General features: G+C 56.9%; 20 protein-coding genes. 9 read left to right on the forward strand and 11 right to left on the reverse strand.

What is annotated here, in order from left to right; all coding sequences use genetic code 11:
• Positions 1 to 53 precede the first annotated feature (53 nt).
• The 3 genes from gldA (at position 54) to gldG (ending at position 3,624) form a co-directional block, all read left to right on the forward strand.
• Entirely contained in the window at positions 54 to 962 is a 909-nt protein-coding gene (gene gldA, locus J4D97_RS00910; RefSeq protein ID WP_208305973.1) for a gliding motility-associated ABC transporter ATP-binding subunit GldA, read from the forward strand.
• Positions 963 to 1,113: 151 nt separating this feature from the next.
• Positions 1,114 to 1,839 carry a gliding motility-associated ABC transporter permease subunit GldF gene (gene gldF, locus J4D97_RS00915; RefSeq protein WP_208305974.1) on the forward strand — a complete coding sequence of 242 codons (726 nt, stop codon included), beginning with the start codon at positions 1,114 to 1,116 and terminating at the stop codon, positions 1,837 to 1,839.
• Positions 1,840 to 1,902: 63 nt separating this feature from the next.
• Complete coding sequence (gldG, locus tag J4D97_RS00920) at positions 1,903 to 3,624, forward strand: gliding motility-associated ABC transporter substrate-binding protein GldG (protein WP_343217124.1); 1,722 nt, start codon at positions 1,903 to 1,905, stop codon at positions 3,622 to 3,624.
• Positions 3,625 to 4,591: 967 nt separating this feature from the next.
• On the opposite strand, the gene J4D97_RS00925 is transcribed toward gldG, so the two are convergent.
• A complete protein-coding gene (locus tag J4D97_RS00925; RefSeq protein WP_208305975.1) occupies positions 4,592 to 5,368 on the reverse strand; it encodes an SDR family NAD(P)-dependent oxidoreductase in 777 nt (258 codons plus the stop codon).
• Between the two features lie 254 nt (positions 5,369 to 5,622).
• Here J4D97_RS00925 and J4D97_RS00930 point away from each other — a divergent pair, with 254 nt between their 5' ends.
• The 3 genes from J4D97_RS00930 to J4D97_RS00940 all read left to right on the forward strand — a co-directional run bounded on the left by J4D97_RS00930 (position 5,623) and on the right by J4D97_RS00940 (position 8,340).
• Positions 5,623 to 6,303 (forward strand): hypothetical protein, encoded by a 681-nt coding sequence (locus J4D97_RS00930; protein ID WP_208305976.1) that lies wholly within the window; start codon positions 5,623 to 5,625, stop codon positions 6,301 to 6,303.
• 100 nt (positions 6,304 to 6,403) lie between these two features.
• Positions 6,404 to 7,456: a sensor histidine kinase gene (locus J4D97_RS00935; RefSeq protein WP_208305977.1), complete on the forward strand. Its 1,053-nt coding sequence runs from the start codon at positions 6,404 to 6,406 to the stop codon at positions 7,454 to 7,456.
• 113 nt (positions 7,457 to 7,569) lie between these two features.
• A complete protein-coding gene (locus tag J4D97_RS00940; protein WP_208305978.1) occupies positions 7,570 to 8,340 on the forward strand; it encodes a LytR/AlgR family response regulator transcription factor in 771 nt (256 codons plus the stop codon).
• Positions 8,341 to 8,579: 239 nt separating this feature from the next.
• Here J4D97_RS00940 and J4D97_RS00945 read toward each other — a convergent pair whose 3' ends face one another.
• Positions 8,580 to 9,347, reverse strand: a complete 768-nt coding sequence (locus J4D97_RS00945; protein ID WP_208305979.1) for a LytR/AlgR family response regulator transcription factor — start codon at positions 9,345 to 9,347, stop codon at positions 8,580 to 8,582.
• A 132-nt stretch (positions 9,348 to 9,479) separates the two neighbouring features.
• On the opposite strand from J4D97_RS00945, the gene J4D97_RS00950 reads away from it, so the two are divergent.
• Complete coding sequence (locus J4D97_RS00950) at positions 9,480 to 10,142, forward strand: response regulator transcription factor (RefSeq protein WP_185283142.1); 663 nt, start codon at positions 9,480 to 9,482, stop codon at positions 10,140 to 10,142.
• Between the two features lie 242 nt (positions 10,143 to 10,384).
• Positions 10,385 to 10,738 carry a hypothetical protein gene (locus J4D97_RS00955; protein ID WP_208305980.1) on the forward strand — a complete coding sequence of 118 codons (354 nt, stop codon included), beginning with the start codon at positions 10,385 to 10,387 and terminating at the stop codon, positions 10,736 to 10,738.
• Here the strand turns inward: J4D97_RS00955 and J4D97_RS00960 are convergent.
• From J4D97_RS00960 to J4D97_RS00970, 3 genes are all read right to left on the reverse strand, one after another.
• Complete coding sequence (locus J4D97_RS00960; RefSeq protein ID WP_208305981.1) at positions 10,728 to 11,780, reverse strand: sensor histidine kinase; 1,053 nt, start codon at positions 11,778 to 11,780, stop codon at positions 10,728 to 10,730. The genes J4D97_RS00955 and J4D97_RS00960 overlap by 11 nt on opposite strands.
• Positions 11,781 to 11,843: 63 nt before the next feature.
• Positions 11,844 to 12,713 (reverse strand): hypothetical protein, encoded by an 870-nt coding sequence (locus J4D97_RS00965; protein ID WP_208305982.1) that lies wholly within the window; start codon positions 12,711 to 12,713, stop codon positions 11,844 to 11,846.
• 28 nt (positions 12,714 to 12,741) lie between these two features.
• Complete coding sequence (locus J4D97_RS00970) at positions 12,742 to 13,191, reverse strand: ABA4-like family protein (RefSeq protein WP_208305983.1); 450 nt, start codon at positions 13,189 to 13,191, stop codon at positions 12,742 to 12,744.
• A 183-nt stretch (positions 13,192 to 13,374) separates the two neighbouring features.
• Here J4D97_RS00970 and J4D97_RS00975 point away from each other — a divergent pair, with 183 nt between their 5' ends.
• A complete protein-coding gene (locus J4D97_RS00975) occupies positions 13,375 to 14,037 on the forward strand; it encodes a hypothetical protein (protein ID WP_208305984.1) in 663 nt (220 codons plus the stop codon).
• A gap of 203 nt (positions 14,038 to 14,240) precedes the next feature.
• Here J4D97_RS00975 and J4D97_RS00980 read toward each other — a convergent pair whose 3' ends face one another.
• From J4D97_RS00980 to menB, 6 genes are all read right to left on the reverse strand, one after another.
• A complete protein-coding gene (locus J4D97_RS00980; protein WP_208305985.1) occupies positions 14,241 to 15,473 on the reverse strand; it encodes a cation:proton antiporter in 1,233 nt (410 codons plus the stop codon).
• Between the two features lie 262 nt (positions 15,474 to 15,735).
• Complete coding sequence (locus J4D97_RS00985; RefSeq protein ID WP_208305986.1) at positions 15,736 to 16,854, reverse strand: AMP-binding protein; 1,119 nt, start codon at positions 16,852 to 16,854, stop codon at positions 15,736 to 15,738.
• Positions 16,855 to 16,968: 114 nt separating this feature from the next.
• Positions 16,969 to 17,391 carry a hypothetical protein gene (locus J4D97_RS00990; RefSeq protein WP_208305987.1) on the reverse strand — a complete coding sequence of 141 codons (423 nt, stop codon included), beginning with the start codon at positions 17,389 to 17,391 and terminating at the stop codon, positions 16,969 to 16,971.
• 84 nt (positions 17,392 to 17,475) lie between these two features.
• A complete protein-coding gene (locus J4D97_RS00995) occupies positions 17,476 to 17,943 on the reverse strand; it encodes a DUF305 domain-containing protein (protein ID WP_208305988.1) in 468 nt (155 codons plus the stop codon).
• A gap of 115 nt (positions 17,944 to 18,058) precedes the next feature.
• Entirely contained in the window at positions 18,059 to 18,796 is a 738-nt protein-coding gene (locus tag J4D97_RS01000) for a DUF2490 domain-containing protein (RefSeq protein ID WP_243900080.1), read from the reverse strand.
• A 416-nt stretch (positions 18,797 to 19,212) separates the two neighbouring features.
• Complete coding sequence (menB, locus tag J4D97_RS01005) at positions 19,213 to 20,037, reverse strand: 1,4-dihydroxy-2-naphthoyl-CoA synthase (protein WP_185283153.1); 825 nt, start codon at positions 20,035 to 20,037, stop codon at positions 19,213 to 19,215.
• Positions 20,038 to 20,050 lie beyond the last annotated feature (13 nt).

A 20,050-nucleotide genomic window follows, 5' to 3' on the forward strand; every position in this document is an offset into this window, starting at 1 on the left:
AGGTCCTTCGCTGGGCTCAGGATGACGGCTAAGAGTAAGATTCAACAAAGTACATGGTAGAGGTCGAGAAACTCACGAAAACCTACGGTGCTCAAAACGCCGTGAACAACATCAGCTTCACGGCGGGCAAGGGCGAAATCCTAGGATTTTTGGGGCCGAATGGCGCGGGCAAATCCACGACCATGAAGATTGCCACCGGCTACCTGCCGCCCTCGGCCGGCACCGTGAAGCTGGCCGGCTTCGACGTAACGGAGCAGCCCCTGGAGGTGCGCCGCCGCGTGGGCTACCTACCCGAGCACAACCCGCTCTACCTGGACATGTACGTGCACGAGTACCTCGAATTCATTGGTTCGGTGCACGGGCTGAAGGGCAGCGAGCTGCGCCGCCGTGTGCAGCAGATGGTGGATAGGGTAGGGCTGGGGCGCGAGCAGAACAAGCAAATCGGCGCCCTGAGCAAAGGCTACCGGCAGCGGGTAGGGCTGGCCCAGGCCCTCATCCACGACCCCGGCGTGCTCATCCTCGACGAGCCTACCACTGGCCTAGACCCCAACCAAATCGGTGAAATCCGCACCCTGATTCGGGAGGTAGGGGGGGATAAAACGGTGATTTTTTCGACGCACATTTTGCCCGAAGTCACAGCCCTGTGCAGCCGGGTGGTCATCATCAACCGCGGCCAACTGGTGGCCGATTCGCCCGTGGCGGACCTGGCCGCCGGCACGAAAGGCGAAACCCTCATTCGAGCCGAGTTTGAGCAGCCCATCAACCCCGCGCCGCTGCGCGCTCTACCCGGCATTCTGGCCGTGGAGGTCGAGGCAGCGCCCGCTACCTACCGCATCCGCGCCGCTGGCCCCGACCTGCGCGGCAGCATCTCACGTTTGGCAGCCGAGCAGGGCTGGATATTACTAGGGCTGCGTCAGGAAGAGCAGTCGCTGGAGCAGGTGTTTAAGAATCTGACGAAGTAATATGTTTACTTTTCTGCCATCCTGAGCCTGCGAAGGAATTTACCACGGAAGAACGGTATGATAGATAGTAAATACTTGACGCCAGATCGTTTAAACGTGAGAGGTCCTTCGCAGGCTCAGGATGACAGAAGAGTTACGACAATCCTTTTTTATGTATTCCATTCTCCGCAAAGAATTTAACGCCTTCCTCAGCTCGCCGGTCGCCTACGTCGTTATCGGCGTATTTCTGGTGGCTACAGGACTGTTTGTGTGGGTGTTTCCTGATAGCTCGGTGCTTGATTACGGCTACGCCGACCTGCAAACGCTGTTCAACATTGCGCCCTGGATTTTCCTATTTCTGATTCCAGCCATCACCATGCGCACGTTTGCGGAGGAAAAGAAGGCGGGTACTATCGAGCTGCTGCTCACGCGCCCGCTGACGGATGGGCAGATTATTGGCGGTAAGTACTTGGCGTGCTTGCTACTAGCGTTGCTGGCATTGGTTCCTACCCTGCTCTACTACTACTCGGTGTACCAGCTGGGCAACCCCGAGGGCAACATCGATTCGGCGGCCACGGTGGGCTCCTACTTGGGGCTGGGGCTACTGGCGGCGGTATTTGCGGCCATTGGTATCTTCGCCTCGGCCATCACCCGCGACCAGATTATTGCCTTCTTGGTGGCCGTGGTGGGGTGCTTCCTGGTATACACAGGTTTCGATTCGCTGGCCTCGGTATTCGAGGGTAGCACGGCTTACTACATCAGCCAACTCGGCATTGCGGCCCACTACCGCGACCTAAGCAAAGGTCTTATCGACTCCCGCGACCTGCTGTATTTTCTGAGCATGATTGTAGCGCTGCTGTGGGTTACGCGACTGGCGTTGCGGAGTAGGAATTGGTGAGCTTTGTTTAGCTATTAGCTAATAGCTTTCTAGGATTGATTAGAATATTTTTTGAGTGTCTTTGTGAGTACAGAACAAGAGCTAATAGCCAACAGCCAACGGCCAACAGCTAGCAATAAGCGTCGCGACCTGACCACGTTTTTCGTGGTGATTGGCGCGTTGCTGCTGCTCAATTTCCTGGCCCAGCAGTTCTTCTTCCGTGTCGATTTGACGGAGGAGAAGCGCTACTCTATGTCGCCGGCCACCAAGGAATTGTTGGAGAATCTGAAGCAGCCCGTCACCATCACCGTGTACCTGGATGGCGACTTTCCGCCCGCGTTCCGGCGCTTGCAGCAAGCCACCCGCGAGACGCTAAACGAAATGCAGATCTATGGAGGTAGCAATCTGCACTACGTGTTCGTGGACCCTTCGGCGGCCGGCACTGAGCAGGCGCGCAATCAGTACTACGAAACCCTACTTAAGAAAGGCCTGCGCCCTACTAACCTGGGCGCCAACGAGAACGGCAAGCGGGTCGAGAAAATCATCTTTCCGTGGGCCACGGTGTCGGTAGGTAGCCAGGAGCTGCCGGTGTTGCTACTACGCGGCAACCAGGCTGCCCCTGCCGACGTGCGCCTCAACCAAAGTATTGAGGGCCTAGAGTATGAGTTGGCCAGCACCATTCGGCGCCTGGAGCCTAGCCAGCGCAAGCGCATCGGCATTGTGGAAGGCCACGGCGAACTAGACAACGCCGAAGCCGGCGACCTGATCGGCTCCCTACGCCAGAACTACGACGTGTTTCGAGTGAACCTGACGAAAGTGCGCGACCTGCGCCCGCTCGACGCTATCATCGTGGCCAAGCCCGCCACGGCGTATACCGAGGAGGAGAAGTTCAAGCTCGACCAGTTCATCACCCAGGGCGGCAATACGTTGTTCTTCGTGGATGCCATGCGCGTGAACCTCGACAGCGCCAACCGCGGCGGCATGCTCTCGTTTCCGTTGCAGCTGAACCTGGAAGACATGCTGTTCAAATACGGCGTGCGCATCAACCCCGACCTCATGCTGGACCTTAACTCCGGCGTGATTCCGCTGGTGACCGGCACCCTGGGCGATAAGCCGCAGGTGGAGCCGCTGCCCTGGCAGTTCTACCCCCTCATCAACAACTTCAGCCAGCACCCCATTACCCGCAACCTCGATGCGGTGTACACCAAGTTTGTGAGCAGCATTGATACGGTGAAGGCCGTAGGCATCCGCAAAACGCCGCTCATGTTCACCTCGCGCTACACCCGCGTGCTGCCTGCTCCCGTGCCCGTTAACCTCAACGACGCCCGCCTACCCCCCGACCCCAAGCAGTATAAGCAACGCTTCGAGCCGGTAGGCTACCTGCTGGAAGGGCAGTTCCGCTCGCTCTATGCCAACCGAGCCCAACCCGGCACCACGCAGTTTCAGCCCGAAAAGTCGCCCTTGGCCAAGCCCGCCAAGCTACTCGTCATCCCCGACGGCGACTTCGTGCGCAACGACGTGGACCCGAAAACTGGTAATCCCTTCCGCCTCGGCTACGACCGCCTCGCCAACACCGAATTTGCCAACCGCGAGCTGGTGCTGAATGCCGTGGACTACCTCCTCGACGAAACCGGCCTCATCGCCGTGCGTGGCAAGCAAATCACCCTCCGCCCCTTGGATAAGGTGAAGGTAGCCGAGCAGCGCCAACGCTGGCAACTACTGAATTTGGTGGCCCCGCTAGTGCTGCTTGGCCTGTTTGGCCTGGGCCGGGCATGGTGGCGCAAGCGGCGCTACGCCCGGTTTTAGAAAAACCAGAAACTAGCTTTAAATGTCGCGCATCAAGCGAGTGTGGGGTAGGGGGTAAAAGTCGTTGGATAATGGGTAGGTTCTAGCGCGTCTCAACTCCAACCCCAGAGCCGTTAGGTCTTGGTTTATTCGACGTTACGCTTCACCCCCACGGCCCTATCTTCGAAAAGGAGAGAGCCAGACCAATCGGCCAAGAATAGGTATCAGAACTTAACGGCTCCGCTCTTAACCCCCTTTTCGAAAAAGAAGGGGAACTAGCATTAGCAATCGTAAAACCTGTTAGTTTATGCAATAGCCGCAATGCTAGAATATATTATAAATGCCTTGTTTAAGGGAGTTTTTAGTTGGTTCCTATTTGCCCCAATAGGCTTTTTGTACTTGTATCTGCGGCATCGGAGAAAAGTTAGAGTGCAGCAAGTACTGCTGAAAGATTACGAGAACAGTTATGTAAATGCAGGCCAAATCGTCGCGATTCGTATCGTCGCGGCTACCGGCCTACTGCTGGTACTGGCATTAATGTTTGCGCCGTTGCTTCACTGGTTAAGATCATAGAAAGCCACTCACTCGGGTGCAGATTTTTTTACCTCTTATTCCTCTAATCCAGCGGATTCTGCACACGCCACCGGAAGATTAGGGTAGGAGGGTGTGTGGGTAGAGAGGTGTGGGTAAGAAATCTGTCATCCTGCGCTTGCGAAGGACCTTATCACCATAGAACGAGTCGTTGGTACGATGGTCATCCTACCGCACTCGCTCGGCTGTGACGAGTGAGGCCTACGCTTGAGGGGCTACGCCCCGAATCCGGCCGCACCGCTTGCATGAAGTCGGCTCAACGGCGTGCAGACGTGCGCAACGGAGTTGCTTGGGCGTAGTGCTCACTCGGCATAGCCGAGCGAGTGCGGAGGGTAGGAAGTTAAAAAGCCTGTCATCCTGCGCAAGCGCAGGATGACACATTAAAGGGTACTACCAACTACGCGCCTTGCGCTACCATGCGCATGAAACCGCCATCCATCACATAAGTGGAACCCGTCACATAATCCGAGTCAGCGGAGGAAAGAAACAAGGCCAGCTTGGCGATTTCCTCGGGCTGGCCTGCCCGTTTCATGGGGATGCGCTGCTCGCCTTCTTCGCGTTTTTGCGGGTCGTCGAGGGCTTTTTGGTTCATGGGCGTCAGGATCATGCCGGGGGCGAGGTTGTTGACGTTAACGCCATCCTCGGCTAGCTCCAGGGCCAGCGTGCGCGTGAGGTTGCGCAGGCCGCCCTTGGCCGCGCAGTAGTCGGCCGTGCCGGGCGACACTACCTCCTCGTGAATGGACGTGACGTTGACAATCTTGCCCTTGCCGCCGTGCTGCTTGCGATGCTGGGCAAACAGCCGCGCCAGGTAAAACGGCCCGAATAAATCAGTACGAATCGTTTTTTCGAATTCTTCGGGCTGCATCTCCACCACGGGCTTGTGCGCCCCGCTCACACCGGCGTTGTTTACCAGAATATCCACAGTGCCAAACTCCAACAGGGCCTGCTTGAAAAGCTGCTCGGCTTGCTGGGCATCGCTCACGTCGGTTTGTACCACCAAGGCCCGCTGACCGGCTTGCGTTACCTGCTGGCGCGTGTGCTCGGCTCCATCGGCATCGGTGTGATACACCACGACGACGTTGGCGCCTTCCTGGGCAAATAAGATGGCCGTGGCCTGACCAATACCCGAATCGGAGCCTGTGATAAGGGCGGTTTTGTTGGTTAGTTTTTTCATGAAAAAGGAAGTGAGAAGAATGGATAAGGCAGCCAGAGGGCGGTTGTGCCTCTTCAGCAAACGCGACCAGCAGGGTAGGGTTACTTGGCCGTGAGCATCATTCCCAGGAAGCTGAACCACACCAGATTCCCGCAATATCATCGGAGGATTTCAACACTTCATCCGGCTTATCTGACACTTTAGGTACAAGAAACTTCATGGGTCGTCGGGGTTGCTGACTTTTGAAACATGCATCCACACAATCACTTACTACTATGAAAAAGGTACTTTTTCTGCTCGCCCTGGCTGCCGCCTCCCTCTCGGCATCGGCCCAAACCAAAACCGCTACGGCCACTACCCAAGCGGCCCCTGCCGGCTATCAAAGCATGATGGCGGCTACTATTCAGGAGCTGATGCAAACCGGCGACCCTGCTGCCCTGAAGGCCAGCGCCGCCAAGTTGGAGCGCGCCGTCACCGTAGCCCCCACCGATTGGCTACCTCGCTACTTCCAAGCCTACGCGCTCACAACATGCGCTAATACCGGCCCGCTCAAAGAAACTGACCAGGTGCTCGACCAAGCTGAAGCCGCACTGGCACAGGCCCGTAGGCTGGGCGGCGACGAATCGGAACTACTGACGTTGCAGGCACGCATTGACCAGAGCCGCATCCGCGTCGACTTTATGGGCCGCGGGCAGGAGTACGCTGGGCGAGCCACAGAGGCAGCAAATCGGGCGCGGGCACTGAATCCAGCTAATCCGCGCCCCTACCTCATCCTCGCCAACAATGTGTACCATACGCCTACGGCTTATGGTGGCGGAGCAGCGGCAGCTAAATCACTTTTTGAGCAGGCCAAGGTTAAGTTTGACGCCTTCCAGCCAGCTTCGGTCCTGGCACCCAACTGGGGTAAAAACCAAGTGCTGGATTTTTTGAAGAGTTCCGGAGCGGCTATCAACTAGCCTTACGCACAATAACACAGAGGCAGCACAAAGTGATGAACCGGTGCTACGTATCTTTCTTACTCGCTCAGTGGTCATTATGACCGCACCGCTAATGGTAATGAAACAATCTTCGCAAACCAGTTATCAGCGCAGCAAAGTAGCGTGGCCAATTATGCTGGGAGCCATGAGCCTACTGGCGCTGGGCATTAGCTTCGCCAGCTGTCAGGATTGCTCAATCCTAAGTGCCGATTTTCTAGCTTCTTTCGGTTACAGCTTCTGCTACGCGGTTGGGCTATGGCTGGTAAACGGTTATCCGCCCGCCTGGATTGACCAGCATGCCTCCTGGACTCGGCAGCCGCTGATGCGTTTTGCATGGTCAATTGGTTATGCGTTAGTTGCATCGTTTTTGGTGATTTTTCTGGTAAGCGCGGCCTTTCAACTATTTTATTACCATCAGATTCTGCGTGACTTGCCCTGGCAACGAATCTTTTTTCTGCCGCTGTTATTCGTAGCCATTATTTCCCTGTTTTTGCACAGCCGCTCCTTTTTGTTGGGCTGGCGTGATGCTGCCATCCAAACCGAGCGACTGGAAAAGGAAAGCGCCGTGGCCCGCCTCGATTCGTTGCGCCGGCAGGTAGACCCACACTTTCTGTTCAACTCGCTGAACGCCCTGACGGTGTTGGTGGAAGAAAACGACCCCGCCCGTGCTACGCGCTTCATCCGGCAGCTAGCCAAGGTATACCGCTACGTGCTCGATAGCCAGGAGCGGGAAGTGGTGTCGCTTGACGAAGAGCTAGCCTTTGTGGAGTCCTACCTGCACCTGCAGCGCACCCGTTTGGGCGAGGGCATTCAGGTAGAGATACAACAGCCGGGGGCCAACGCTGATAGGCTGCTGGTACCACCGCTGGCCGTACAACTACTGCTCGAAAACGCCCTCAAGCACAACGCCACCAGCCAGCGCAACCCGCTGCATATCACGGTAGCAATAGACACTACTGCCCGCGAGCTGCGCGTTGCTAACACGCTGCGCCCTCGCGCCGCAGCCGAATCGACGGGGCTGGGGCTGCGGAATTTGCAGGCGCGCTACGGTTTCCTCACTGACCAGCCGGTACGGATCGAACGCACAGCCACCGAGTTCATCGTGGTGCTGCCGCTGCTAATGCTGGGGTAGGGGCGGCTGGTAGCCGCCCATGGCTAGGGCGCGTGGTTGTTTTCCTGTTCGCAATCTTCATCTTGTCCTGATTTCTCGTTCACCAACGGGCGGCTGCCCGCCGCCCCTACCCTATGCTTACCCCTCTCCGCGCCATCTTGGTGGAAGATGAACCCCTGGCCGCCCGCCGCCTCGCCGACCTGCTCCGCAAGCAGCCAGTGCCCCTAGCGGTAGTCGGTACGGCCGAATCGGTGGAGGAAGCCGCCGAGCTGCTGCGCGCCACGCAGCCTGCGCCCGACGTGCTGTTTTTGGATATCCAATTGGCCGATGGGCTGAGCTTCGAGCTGTTTGAGCGCGTGGAGGTGCGCTGCCCGGTCATCTTCACCACCGCCTACGACCAGTACGCCCTACGCGCCTTCAAGCACAACAGCATCGACTACCTGCTTAAGCCCATCGATGCCGACGAGCTAGCCGCCGCCGTTGCCCGCCTACAGGCCCGCCAGCCGGCCGCAGCACCCGCCTTTGACGCTACGTTGCTCACGCAGCTAATGCAGCAACTACAACCCCAGCCGCAGTATAAGCAGCAGTTTGTGGTGAAGGTAGGTGAGCACCTAAAGGTGATTCCGGTAGCGCAGGTAGCTTATTTCTTCAGCTTCGAGAAGGCTACCTTCCTGCAAACCCGCGAAGGCCGGCGGGTGGTGGTAGACCAAACGCTGGAGCAACTAGAGCAGCTCCTAAACCCGAGTGAGTTCTTCCGCCTCAACCGCGCCTACCTCGTGCACCACACAGCCATTCAGGATATCATCCACTACACTAATTCCCGCCTGAAAACCACCCTCGCCCCCACCAGCCCCGAGGGCGACGTGCTCGTGAGCCGCGAGCGGGTAAGTGCCTTCCGCGCCTAGCTGGAGCGGTGAGATGGTGAGATGGTAAGATAGTGAGTGGTGAATTTGTGAAGTTGTGAATACGGCTGTCATCCTGAGCGCAGTGAAGGACCTTCTCACGCTAAAACGATAAGCGTACCAACGACTCGTTCTGCGGGCATAAGGTCCTTCGCTGCGCTCAGGATGACAGCCGTATTCACTACTTCACTACTTCACTACTTCACTACTTCACTACTTCACAAACTCACCATCTCACCATCTCACCGCTCCAGCCATTGCTTAAGGGCTGAGGCTTTTTCCCGGCTTACGAGTACTTCTTCGCTGGGGGTAGGGTGCAGGTCAAGTTTGAGCTTCCCGTTGAAATAGACGTGTAGGCGCTGCACGGCCGGCAGGTGGGCAATGAACTGCCGGTTGAGGCGGAAAAAATCCTGAGGATTCAAGAGCTGCTCCAGTTGCTCCAAGGTATACTCCACTACGAAGCGTTGGCCTTCCTGCGTGACGAGGGTAGTGGTTTCGTGGCGGCTCTGGAACCACCCTACCTGCGCCGTGGGCAACGGGAGTAACTGCTCGCCGCTGCGGACCAAAAACCGGGTTTTATAGGTCTGCTGGGGCGCAGCCAGCGTTTCCAGCAGGCGCTCCAGTCGCTGTGCCGGGTCGGGGAGGGTAGGCGGGGTAGGCCAGTGGTGTAGCTTGGTGAGGGCGGCTTGCAACTCCTTCAGCTTCACAGGCTTTAGTAGGTAGTCGATGCTGTTGGCCCGAAAGGCCCGAATGGCGTATTGGTCGTAGGCCGTAGTGAAAATGACCGGGCTTCGCACCACGGTCTGCTCAAACAGCTCAAAGCTCAGCCCATCGGCCAGCTGAATGTCCGACAAAATCAGGTCGGGGGCAGGGTGGGTAGCAAGCCAGGCCAAGGCGCCGGCTACGCTATCGAATACAGCCAGCACCTGCGCCCCGGGTGCCGCCTGTAGTAGCAGCCGTTGCAGGCGCTCAGCAGCCGGGTATTCGTCTTCGAGTAGTAGAACAGTCATGGTATGCATTCTACTGAATAGATAGAAAGAGAAAAACTAGCAAGTGAAAATCAGGTGCAGCAATTAGCTCAAATTGCGTACAATACGTAGGTAGTATATACTATTTTCCGCCCTTTCCTTTCACACTTCAGGATGATTCGCACAATACTCGTTGATGACCATGCCATTATTCGGGATGGTATTAGCTACCTGCTACAGCAGGAACCCGATATTGAAATAATTGATCAGGCTGGTAATGGCCAGGAGTTGCTGGAGAAGCTACAAGAGGCGCCGGTCGACGTGGTGCTCATGGATATTAATATGCCCATTATGGGTGGAGAAGAAGCAACGCGCCGCGTGCGTGCGCTCTACCCGCAAACGCACATACTGGTTTTGTCTATGCTGGACCATGAAGCCTACATCACCCGTATGTTGGAGGCCGGCGCTTCTGGCTATATCCTGAAAAATGCTGGTAGAGAGGAAATTACGTTTGGTATCCGCACGGTAGCTGCCGGACGTCACTTTCTGTGCTCCGAACTGGGTTTTCAGATGCTGTACAAGCTGCAAAACTCCAGCGGCAGTACCGCGCCTACCATCACCAGCGAACCGGTAAAAAAGGAGTCTATTCTTTCGCGTCGCGAGCTGGAAGTGCTGAAGCTGATTTCCGAAGGACTTACAACCAGTGAAATAGCCGATAAGCTGTACAACAGCAAGCGTACCATCGAAACGCATCGGCAAAACATGATGGAAAAAACCCAGGCAAAAAACACTGCCTCTCTGATTAAGTATGCCCTCACCCATGGCTTGATTGACTAGCGAATGCATTGCTTTTCCATTGCTGAATCATTACATAGTGCAAACAGCTTGTAATATTAATAATCTGTAAATCAATAGTTTATATAACATTTTATTCAGCAAAATCGTTACTTTGGCAGCTGTATCAGTAAGTGTAGGCGAGTAATTAGCTTGGGTAAGCAGAACAATAATTCTATCTGCGCGATGTTATCTACGGCAATAATCGCTTCGCTTCACTAGCCTCACATTCCAGCCCTAGTCTCATGCAGGTATACCGGGAAATTCTTCCAAATAGCTATCTGGTCATTTTGGTGGAGTCTGCACCGGCAGCAACCGATGCGGGGCTGTTGCGCAGCGCGCTGCGGCAAGCCAGCCGCAGCGGCAAAGAACAGGTCTGGCTTGATTGCAGCGGAATTTCCTTCCTGCCGTTGGATATGCTGCCTATACTAACGCGTTACGCCGCATGGCTGCGCCGCCGACATACCTCCCTGGTTGTGTGTCACCCGCCGGCCACTGCTGCCGGTACTAGCCTGGAGGAAATCAGCCATGGTACCTTGCTGATAGCCAATACATTGCTAGACGCAGAGCTAATAGCCTCAGAAGGCGTCAGCGAGTAGGAAGTGGGTGCGTGGTGGGGGTGATGGACAAGACAGGTAGCCGCACGGTAAACAGACCATTATCGGTTTCCACTTGCACTGGTTGAGGAGCTTGCAGCAACTCGTAGCGCCGCCGCACGTTGGCCAGCCCTACCTGCGTGTGGGGGCGCAGGCCAGCTGTGCGCGGGCGTACGGGGTTTTGTACCGTCAGGTAGTTGGTGCTAGAGTCATAGGCAATGGTGAGCAGCAGCGGTTGCTCTTGTGAGGCTACGTTGTGCTTGAGGGCGTTTTCTACCAGCAGCTGTACGCTAAGCGGCGCCACATGCCGCGCCTGCACGGCATCCGGCACATGATAGACCACGCGCAGATTGTCGCGGAAGCGGGCTTTGTGCAGGGCCACGTAGGTTTCTACAAAAGCCAGTTCCTCGTGCAAGGGCACGGTGGCCTGGTCGCGGCTCAGCAACACGTAGCGGTACACATCGGCCATCTGCTCCACAAACTGCTGGGCCGGCTCGTTGTCTGGCTCAATCAGCGCCGACAGCGTGTTCAGGGAATTGAATAGAAAATGTGGGTCCAGCTGATTGCGTAGCGCCTCTAGCTGACTTTGCACCCCGGCACTTTGCAGCTGCTCGGCCCGCCGCACGTTCCAAAGCCATTGCTCAAAGAAATGGCGGCTTTCGTAGATAAGTTGCACTACGGTAGTCGGAATCAAGTTGAAGGCCACTTGGACCAACAGCGTGCGTGCTTCGAGAGGGAAAAAGGCGGGTAGCACCAAGTGTAAAAAGACCAGCAGCACCACCGAGGCTACGCTGGTATACAGCACACAGGCCACCGCCAGCCACCACAGGCGGCGGGCCGTGTGCTCTACGCCAGGAAAGCGCTGCAACAGCAATTCCCACAGTAGCCGGTTGCCCAGCCACAGCACCGTTGTGAAAAGTAGCGAAATGCTCCAATTCACCAGAAAATGCATCCACGAGCTGAACCGGTGCGGGTCGTCGCTCAGCAGCGTGATCAACAGCGCGAGTAGCGGAATCCCCAGTAGGCGTAGGCGGTAGTCTTTCATACATGTGGCCCGACGATCAGCCCCGACAAGCGCTAGGGTAGATTGTCGGGCCAAATAACGTCATTACGAGCGAGCCAGCAGGGGCAACCCCCTCAGCGCGTGCCAGTACAGCCAGCCCACAGCGCCCGCGTAGCCCAGCGCCACCAGGGCCATAACGCCGGTTTGCACGCCAGCCCGCAGGCGCGGGGCCATACGCGCCAGCAGCCAGCCAGCAAAGGGTAGGGCTTGCAGGGCATGCAGCCCCAGAAAATGCGCGGCCCGTAGGTCGCCGGCGCGGGTGCTCCAGCCCAGCAGGGGTAGGCCCGCGCCACCATCGGCAGCGCCTACCGTGTGCGCCATGCGGCCGCTCATGGCGCCGCCTATCATGCTGCCTATCAGAAACAAGCCCAGCCCCAGCCGGATGCCCCACACCCACGCCACCGACCCAATAGGTCGGTGCCGGAACGTGAGCCACAACGCCCACACAATGGCCGCAGTATTCACCATAATCAGCACGCCCATGGTACCAAAAACAGCTCCGTTGAAGGCGCTGCTCACGTTGAAGTGAGAGGTGGTGCCCCGCGCCGCCTGCAAGCAAACCAAGACAATTTCGCCGGCCATGGTGATGCCCGCCAAACGGCTGATGCGCCGGGTTTTGGCCTGAACTACTGCGGGAAAATCGGCCAGGAGCCAGCCGAGCGTCCAGAGGTAGAGCACCCCCGAAGCGCCGAATTTGAGCGGCTTGATCCACACGTTCAGCCCCGTAACGGTGCGATGGTCCAGGGACCCGAGCGCCACGGCGCCAACCACTACCGCCACATGCAGCCACCCTACCCAAGTGAGTAGGGGGTAGGAGTCGTGCAGCAGGCGCAGCCAGGCCGGGCGGTGCCAGCGAGCGGGTAGGCCACGGGCCGAAAGCCGAAAAGCGGGGGCAGGAGCCAGGGTCGTTTTCATAGGAAGCAGCGTTTGCGGTGGAAAGACTTTAGGTAGCTAAGGCAGGGGTAGGGTAGAACCGGCGCAGACCTGCGTACAGCAGCAGCCCTACCGGACCCAGCAGAAAGGTGAGCACCAACGCAGGTACTAAAAGCAGGTGGGGGAGGCTGCGCCGCTGGGCGTCGCGCAGTGCCCAGGCGCCCACGGCCAAATCGAAGCAGAGGTAGTGCACCCAACCGGCCAGCAGTGCCCACGGGTCCTGGAACAACGCGGCTACCTCGGCCAGGGAGCCGAAACCACCCTCGCCGCCGTGGGCGCTTAGGTAGTGGTACCCGATGCACACCGTGTAGGCGGCGGCCAGCACCAGCGGCAGCGCCCCGTTGCCTACCACATGGCGCGTTACGCGCCAGCGGGGCGCTACCAGCAGCAGCCCCCAGCCAACTAGTGCTGCAGCATTAGCCAAGCGAAATAATAGAGCAGGTAGGGCAGCGTCAGACATAGCAGCAAGGAGTGAGTATACAGCCGTAAATGTCGCTGTAAAGGTCTCTGCCAGTGATGCAAATGTGGGTGAAACAGTAAGGAAGAAAGGTGAGGCAGCGAAAAAAGCAGGTGAACCGTAGGCCGAAATCTTAACTCGCACCGCTGTGCCGCGTATTTCGAGGGCGTGAACTACTTTACTCGTTTGCTTTTGCTCCTACCAGTAGCGCTGGTTACTGTGCCTGCTGCCGCTCAAATCGGTCTTGGCATAGCCCCGCGCGATAGCAGCCGGAGGGAGCGACACCGCAAGGTGGTAGTGCAACTCGATCAGCGCTTTTCGCCCCTCAACGGCAAGCTGGTGGGTATCTACGGAATGAAGGTAGGCTTGGAGTGGCGTGAACGGCTGCGGGCGGGCTTGGGCGGCTATTTCCTAAGCGGTGGCGTACCCGCGCGCCTGGCTCCACCGCCCCGGCTGCCATCCGAGACCGATAGCGAGTTGCGCTTCCGCTACGTGACAATCTACGGCGAGTACGTGCTCATTGGCACGCCACGCTGGGAACTGAGTACTCCCACGCAGTTCGGCTTCGGAACGGTCTTCTCCAGCTTCCGCCTACCCGACGGCGACCGGCAGCAGTCCCCCATCGATCATATCTGGATGGTGGAGCCCTCCGTGGTAGGGCACATGCGCGTGTTTCGGTGGATAGGGGTAGGCGCCGGCGCCGGCTACCGACAGATGCTTTTCCTGAACCAGCGCGAAGAGCGCGAGCTAAGCGGAATAATCCTGATCGGCCGGGTCAAGCTTTTCTTAGGCGACTTATACCAGATCGTGCGCGGCCGGGAGAAGCTGCTGTCTCAGAAAGGGTTATAGCTTTTCTTGAGTTTGTGAAGTGGTGAGATTGTGAAGTGGTGAGATTGTGTATAAAAGTGTGTCTGTCATCCTGAGCTTGCGAAGGACCTTAGCACGTGAGGACGAGTCGTTGTTACGCTTGTCGTGCGTACGTGATAAGGTCCTTCGCTGCACTCAGGATGACAGACGCACTCTCCACTCACAACTTCACAAGCCCACACTCCCTACCCACGTCCGGCGCGACGGTCGAGCCAGGTCATGACGGGGGTAGCTAGTATGCCGTGCATGACGATAGAGGTGAGGACGGTGAAGCCCGTTATCACCCAAAGCTGCTCAGAATTAACAAACTCGCCTTTTTCCAGAGCAAAAGCCAGGTAGAAAAAGGAGCCGATACCCCGGATGCCGAAGAAGGAAATAGCGGCTCGCTCCGGCAGTGTAGCCCGCGAGCCATACAGCGTGAGCATACCACCCAGCGGACGAATCACGAACAGTAGCAGCAAGCCCAGCGCAGCCTGCGTCCAGGTAAGGGTAACGAGCAGCCCGTTGGCTAACGCACCGCCAAACAACACGAGAATCACCACAATAAACAGGCGTTCTAGCTGGTCGGTGAAAGCGTGCATTTGCTGATGATACTCATGGGCTTTCTCGTTGCCGCGCAGCGTAATGGCTGCTACAAATACGGCGAGGAAGCCGTAGCCGTGCGTCAGCTCCGTGAGGCCATACGTGGTGAACGTAACGGCCAGTACGATAAACCCGTACGCCGAGCCTTTTATCTCAATATGCTTGGGCAACCGAAAAATCAGCTTGCCCATCGTTTGTCCAATCAGCCAACCCAGGGCCACGCCCATGCCAACGCGGTAGAGCACATCGTACCAAGCCCACTCAAACAAACGGTCTTGCAGGGAAGTAGCGGCCGGAATAAGCGCCAGCGCCAGATACACGAAGGGAAAAGCGAGGCCGTCGTTCATGCCAGCCTCGGCCGTGAGGGCAAAGCGCACAGTGTCTTCCTGGCCTTCGCCGGGGTCGCCTACCTGCACGTCGCCGGCCAGCACGGGGTCGGTGGGGGCTAGGGTAGCGGCCAGTAGCACGGCTGGGGCCGGCGCAATGGCTAGTAGCCACCAGGCCGTTAGGGCAAAGCTGGCAATGGTCAGCAGCATCAGTACCAATACCAACAGCAGCGGCATGCGCCACTTGCGCAAGGAAAAGGAGCGGTCAATTTTGAGGCCGGTGCCGGTAAGCGCCACAATCACGCACAGCTCAAACAGGTGCGTGGCCAACTCATTGTTGTGTAGCGGAATAGGATCAGGTAGACCCAGGGGTAGCGAATAAGCCGCCAGTCCCAGCCCAATAAAAACGATGGGGTAGGAAAGTGGATATTTAGCCATCACCGGTGGCAGCCAGGCCACTCCCATAATAGAAATGCCCAGCAGCACCAGCACGATATTATACAACGACATGAGGAGGGGAAAACGTAAAATAGCTCTTACGTGAAATACAACCCAGTCGCTGTCGTAACCATGTACTATGGTAGGAGTATCTTGTTTTATGCGGATGCAGGCACCAAAATTTGTGGTGTTTTAGTAGGATGGCGGCTGCCTGCATCGGCGCACAAGCAGCAGGAGTACACGCAAGGCTATTGGCTGCAATTATGAAAGTATTGGGTTGCAGAATCATTGCACAACGTTTCGGAGTGCTTCTGATGCGCTGCTAGCAAAAGGGTTAGCCTTGCTTCAGGGCCTCGCGTAACGTGCTGCGCCGGTCGAGCTTGCCCGACGCGGTGGTTTGAAATTGTGCCAGAAACAGCAGCTGGCGCGGGCGCTCGTATTTACCAAGTCGCTGGGCTAGTAGGTGAAGGAGCTCCTCTTGCTGCGCCGAGGGTAGGGACGCCCCTTCCAGCACGGCCGTCACTTGCTCGCCCAGGCGCTCATTGGGTAGGCCGGCTACGAAAGCACGACGCGTCACATTCAACTCAGCTAAAGCCACTTCCAGCACCAGCTCTACCTTTTCGGCCTGCACCTTCACGCCGCCGCTGTTAATCACGAAATCGGCCCGGCCCAGCCATTCGAAGGTATGCTGATCGAGCAAGCGCACCTGGTCGTTGGTGATGATGAGCTGGTCGTTGGTGACATCGGCCCGGATGGCCAGGCAACCCCGCTCATCCTGCTCTATATGGATGCCGGGCAACACACGGTAGTGGGGTGAGGCCTCGGGGCCGTTGAGGCGGCGCAGGGCAATGTGCGAGGCCGTTTCCGTCATGCCGTAGGTGAGGTAGACGGGCACTGTGAGCTGCTCAATCTGCCGCGTGAGACTTGCGTCGGTAGGGGCGCCGCCCACCAAAATCACTTTCATTTGGTTGAGCTGCTCGGCCCGGCCGGCATCCAGAAGGGCACGCAGCTGCAAGGGCACAAACGAGGCAAAGGCTATGGTGGCAGCAGCGGGCAGCAGAGCCAGCGGGTCGGCCTGGGGCTCTACGATGGTGATGGGCATGTTGCGCTCAAAGCCGCGCACCAGCATCATCAAGCCGCCCACAAACTCGCAGTTCAGGCAGGCCAGCAGGGGCGTATCGGGGCCAAGGTCGAAGTAGTCGCCGGTGCGGGCGGCGCTGGCTGCCAGCTGGTGCCGTGTCATGCGCACCGTTTGGGGCTGCCCCGTAGAGCCAGAAGTTTGCAGTTCAAACTCCAGCGTGCCGTTCAGCCACTGCCGGCAAAAGTCCAGCACGCGAGCCTCGTAGCCGTTCAGCTCGGTAGGCGAGTTGGCAGGGTATTGCTGAATATCGGCAAAGTGAAACGTGCGGCCATTAAGTACAAGCGAGTCGGGGAGAAGCGAGGGGGCAGACATAAAGAGGGTAGGGCGCGAATAACGGGTGGTCAACTTATTACAACCAGTACCGCATACGAAGCTCCCGACCAAAAGGCAGAAAATTGCTTTTCGTGGCCTGTCGCAAGTCCCGTATCACGTTAGCAGCCAACGGCGAAATTTGCGCTCGGTCGGCAACGTCAGCACGCACAGCGCCACCAGCAATACCCCGAAAAACAGTAGGTTCACCCACTCGCTGGTAAGGTGATAGAGTAGCAGGGGCGGCAGGCTCACCAGCGCCAGAAAGCTGTTGCGCAGCAGCACCACACTTTGGTAAATGCGCAGGTTCTCGGCTTCGGGACGGCGTAGGTTGGGGCGCATACGCCGGAATACCAGGTAGATACCGCCCATCACCAGCACGAGCAGCACCAGCAGCAACACCACAACCAGGGCAGTATTTTGCCTGGTATTGGTCGTTTGCAACCGGTGGTCCGTCAGCAATACCAACGTCAGCATTAACTCGCCCAGCACCAGGTACTGTAGGATATGCATACGGCGGATGCGACGGATAGCAAGCATAGCAATAGTACGACAAGAATAGGGTAGGCTGGCTATAAGCTGCTATGTAGCACCAAGGCGTAATGTGCCACTACTGCCAATCACCTACTGCGCTTTTTCCTGTTTCAGCCGTTGCAACATCTGCTGCATCTCCCCAATCTCCCGCTTTTGGGTCTCGATAATATTGTCGGCCAGCTTGCGTACTTCGGGGTCGTGTATGTTGGCCCGCTCGCTGGTCAGAATAGCAATGGAGTGGTGCGGAATCATAGCCTTCATCCAGCGCGAATCGTCCACGAAGGTCTGGGAGCGTACCATCGTGAGGGCCGCTACAAATACCACCACGCTACCTGCCACAATTAGCAGGTTGCGTTGCTTGTTTTGATACATGTGGCGCATGAACCCTAGCATGATAAGCGCCATCGGCGTCACCATCAGAATGGTCATGTAGAAGCGCGTGAGGCTGAAATACACGTGGTCTAACGCGTAGGTATTCAAGTACATCACCACATACATGACTACAAACGACACAGCCAGCATCAGGAAGAAACGGGGGTAGGGATTTTCGTTTTTCATGGTCGAAGAGAAAAGAAAAGGAATCTGTTTCTCATACGAACCCCTACTACCCCGTGGCAAAACCATCCGGTATTTTGTACTTGCCCTGCCCGAATTCTGAACAGGGCAAATGACACTACTCTAAATTGCCCACATGGGTGCGTTGCGTGGTTCGATGGCCGAAGGGATTCTTCCAGATAACGTCCAGCACAATATAGTGCACGTAAGAGGACGAGGTAGTGCCTAGTCGATTGGCCATATAGCCCACATCAAAAATGAAAGGCAACGACTTAGGCGCCAGCGAATAGTACCCCACAAAGCGGCTTTCATGGTAGACAAGGCCCGTCCACTGGCTGGGAGCAGACAGCTTACTGGCCGAAAATAGCTGCTCGGAGCTGATAATGAGGCGATGTACTTTGTCCGCGTCCAGATTGAGGGTCAGTTGCAACCGCACGCGGGAGCGGAGTTGAAAAGACTCGGCTTCCCTGGTGAAAGTAGGGGTATAGAATTTCCGAAACTCCTGCCGGAACGTGGGTACAAACTTGAAGCGGGCATTTTCCAGCACGTACGAAAAGCGGCCGTATGCTCTGAACTCCTGCTCAAAAGCCGGGTCCTCATGCTCATACGGGTAGCGGTCGGCGTACTCGTCTTGGCGACGGTAGCTCACGGCAAAGGAGCTTTGCCAGTGCTTGTGCAAGCGGTAGTAAAACTCCTGATTTAAAACCAGGATAGACGATTTATCCAGCGGATTGTAATCCGTAGGCTTGCTCTTGCGCCCCACCCCAATGTAGGACATAGACTGCCATTTCTTGAGTGAATCGAGGTCTTGTCGAATGCCTACTGCCAGCCACTCGGCAGTATGCGCCTGACCCAAGCTCGGCGGACTAATCTGGGCGAATGCTGGGGTACTTATACTACAGACAACAACAAAAAGAATCTTTTTTACCTGCATTGCTCCTCATTAGCGTGCAGTCGTGCGGCCTCGTTGGCCATGCACGACAGAAACAGAAGTGCGCCATACTGTTTTTGTATGAGCAGGCTAGAAATCTGCTTGCATAAATGTGGTTTAAAAGCTGTCAGTCAATACTATAAACCCCTGATTCTTGCAGCTTATACTCCCTGCCTTTACGACGAACGGCTAACACAACCCCTGCAAACTGACGCAGAAGACGCTGAAGGATACATGAAGACAAGGTTACTTTTTTCATGAAAAAGCGCCTGATACGCCTGCTTTCTAGTAGGCGTATCAAGCGCTTGAACTGACAAGTAAATCGCAGTCCGGAGTGCTGTCTATGGGAATTTGGGGTATTTCGAGAAGTCGGGCTGACGCTTTTCCAGGAAGGCGTTCTTGCCTTCTTTGGCTTCCTCGGAGAGGTAGTACAGAAGCGTAGCGTTGCCGGCCAGCTCCTGAATACCGGCCTGACCATCTAGCTCAGCATTGAACGACGACTTGAGCATACGCAGCGCCAGCGGACTCTTTTGCAGAATCTTTCGGCACCACTGCACCGTTGTTTCTTCCAGCTTGTCCAGCGGCACTACCTTATTCACGAGGCCCATATCGAGGGCTTCCTGGGCATCGTACTGGTCGCAGAGAAACCAGATTTCGCGCGCCTTCTTCTGCCCCACGATACGAGCGAGGTAGGACGCCCCGAAGCCGCCGTCGAAGGAGCCTACCTTGGGGCCAGTCTGCCCGAAGCGGGCGTTGTCGGCAGCAATGGTCAGGTCACAGACCACGTGCAACACGTGCCCACCGCCAATGGCCCAACCGGCCACCATGGCAATAACTGGCTTGGGAATGGAGCGAATCTGCTTTTGCAGGTCCAGCACGTTCAGACGGGGTACGGTGTCATCGCCCACGTAGCCGCCGTGGCCGCGTACGCTCTGGTCGCCGCCCGAACAGAAGGCCTTGCCGCCCTCACCGGTGAGAATAATCACGCCCAAATCGGTGCGGTTGCGGCAGATGTCCATGGCCTCAATCATCTCCTGCACCGTGAGTGGCGTGAAGGCGTTGTGCACCTGTGGGCGGTTGATGGAGATTTTGGCGATGCCCTCACATTCAGAGAAAAGTATTTCCTGAAATTCTTTAATGGGTTTCCAGTCGAGTTGTTCAGCCATACAAGTGGGTGTT

The organism is Hymenobacter defluvii, from assembly GCF_017589435.1.
GTDB classification, from domain to species: Bacteria; Bacteroidota; Bacteroidia; order Cytophagales; family Hymenobacteraceae; genus Hymenobacter; species Hymenobacter profundi.

Bases quoted from the DNA above. Each gene is read 5' to 3' on its own strand.
- gldF (WP_208305974.1), top strand. From the start codon at position 1,114: ATGTATTCCATTCTCCGCAAAGAATTTAACGCCTTCCTCAGCTCGCCG.
- J4D97_RS00980 (WP_208305985.1), bottom strand. From the start codon at position 15,473: ATGTCGTTGTATAATATCGTGCTGGTGCTGCTGGGCATTTCTATTATG.
- J4D97_RS00930 (WP_208305976.1), top strand. From the start codon at position 5,623: ATGAAAAAGGTACTTTTTCTGCTCGCCCTGGCTGCCGCCTCCCTCTCG.
- gldA (WP_208305973.1), top strand. From the start codon at position 54: ATGGTAGAGGTCGAGAAACTCACGAAAACCTACGGTGCTCAAAACGCC.
- J4D97_RS00925 (WP_208305975.1), bottom strand. From the start codon at position 5,368: ATGAAAAAACTAACCAACAAAACCGCCCTTATCACAGGCTCCGATTCG.
- J4D97_RS00940 (WP_208305978.1), top strand. From the start codon at position 7,570: ATGCTTACCCCTCTCCGCGCCATCTTGGTGGAAGATGAACCCCTGGCC.
- J4D97_RS00945 (WP_208305979.1), bottom strand. From the start codon at position 9,347: ATGACTGTTCTACTACTCGAAGACGAATACCCGGCTGCTGAGCGCCTG.
- J4D97_RS00955 (WP_208305980.1), top strand. From the start codon at position 10,385: ATGCAGGTATACCGGGAAATTCTTCCAAATAGCTATCTGGTCATTTTG.
- J4D97_RS00950 (WP_185283142.1), top strand. From the start codon at position 9,480: ATGATTCGCACAATACTCGTTGATGACCATGCCATTATTCGGGATGGT.
- J4D97_RS00965 (WP_208305982.1), bottom strand. From the start codon at position 12,713: ATGAAAACGACCCTGGCTCCTGCCCCCGCTTTTCGGCTTTCGGCCCGT.
- J4D97_RS00995 (WP_208305988.1), bottom strand. From the start codon at position 17,943: ATGAAAAACGAAAATCCCTACCCCCGTTTCTTCCTGATGCTGGCTGTG.
- J4D97_RS00960 (WP_208305981.1), bottom strand. From the start codon at position 11,780: ATGAAAGACTACCGCCTACGCCTACTGGGGATTCCGCTACTCGCGCTG.
- menB (WP_185283153.1), bottom strand. From the start codon at position 20,037: ATGGCTGAACAACTCGACTGGAAACCCATTAAAGAATTTCAGGAAATA.
- J4D97_RS00985 (WP_208305986.1), bottom strand. From the start codon at position 16,854: ATGTCTGCCCCCTCGCTTCTCCCCGACTCGCTTGTACTTAATGGCCGC.
- J4D97_RS00990 (WP_208305987.1), bottom strand. From the start codon at position 17,391: ATGCTTGCTATCCGTCGCATCCGCCGTATGCATATCCTACAGTACCTG.
- J4D97_RS00935 (WP_208305977.1), top strand. From the start codon at position 6,404: ATGAAACAATCTTCGCAAACCAGTTATCAGCGCAGCAAAGTAGCGTGG.
- J4D97_RS00970 (WP_208305983.1), bottom strand. From the start codon at position 13,191: ATGTCTGACGCTGCCCTACCTGCTCTATTATTTCGCTTGGCTAATGCT.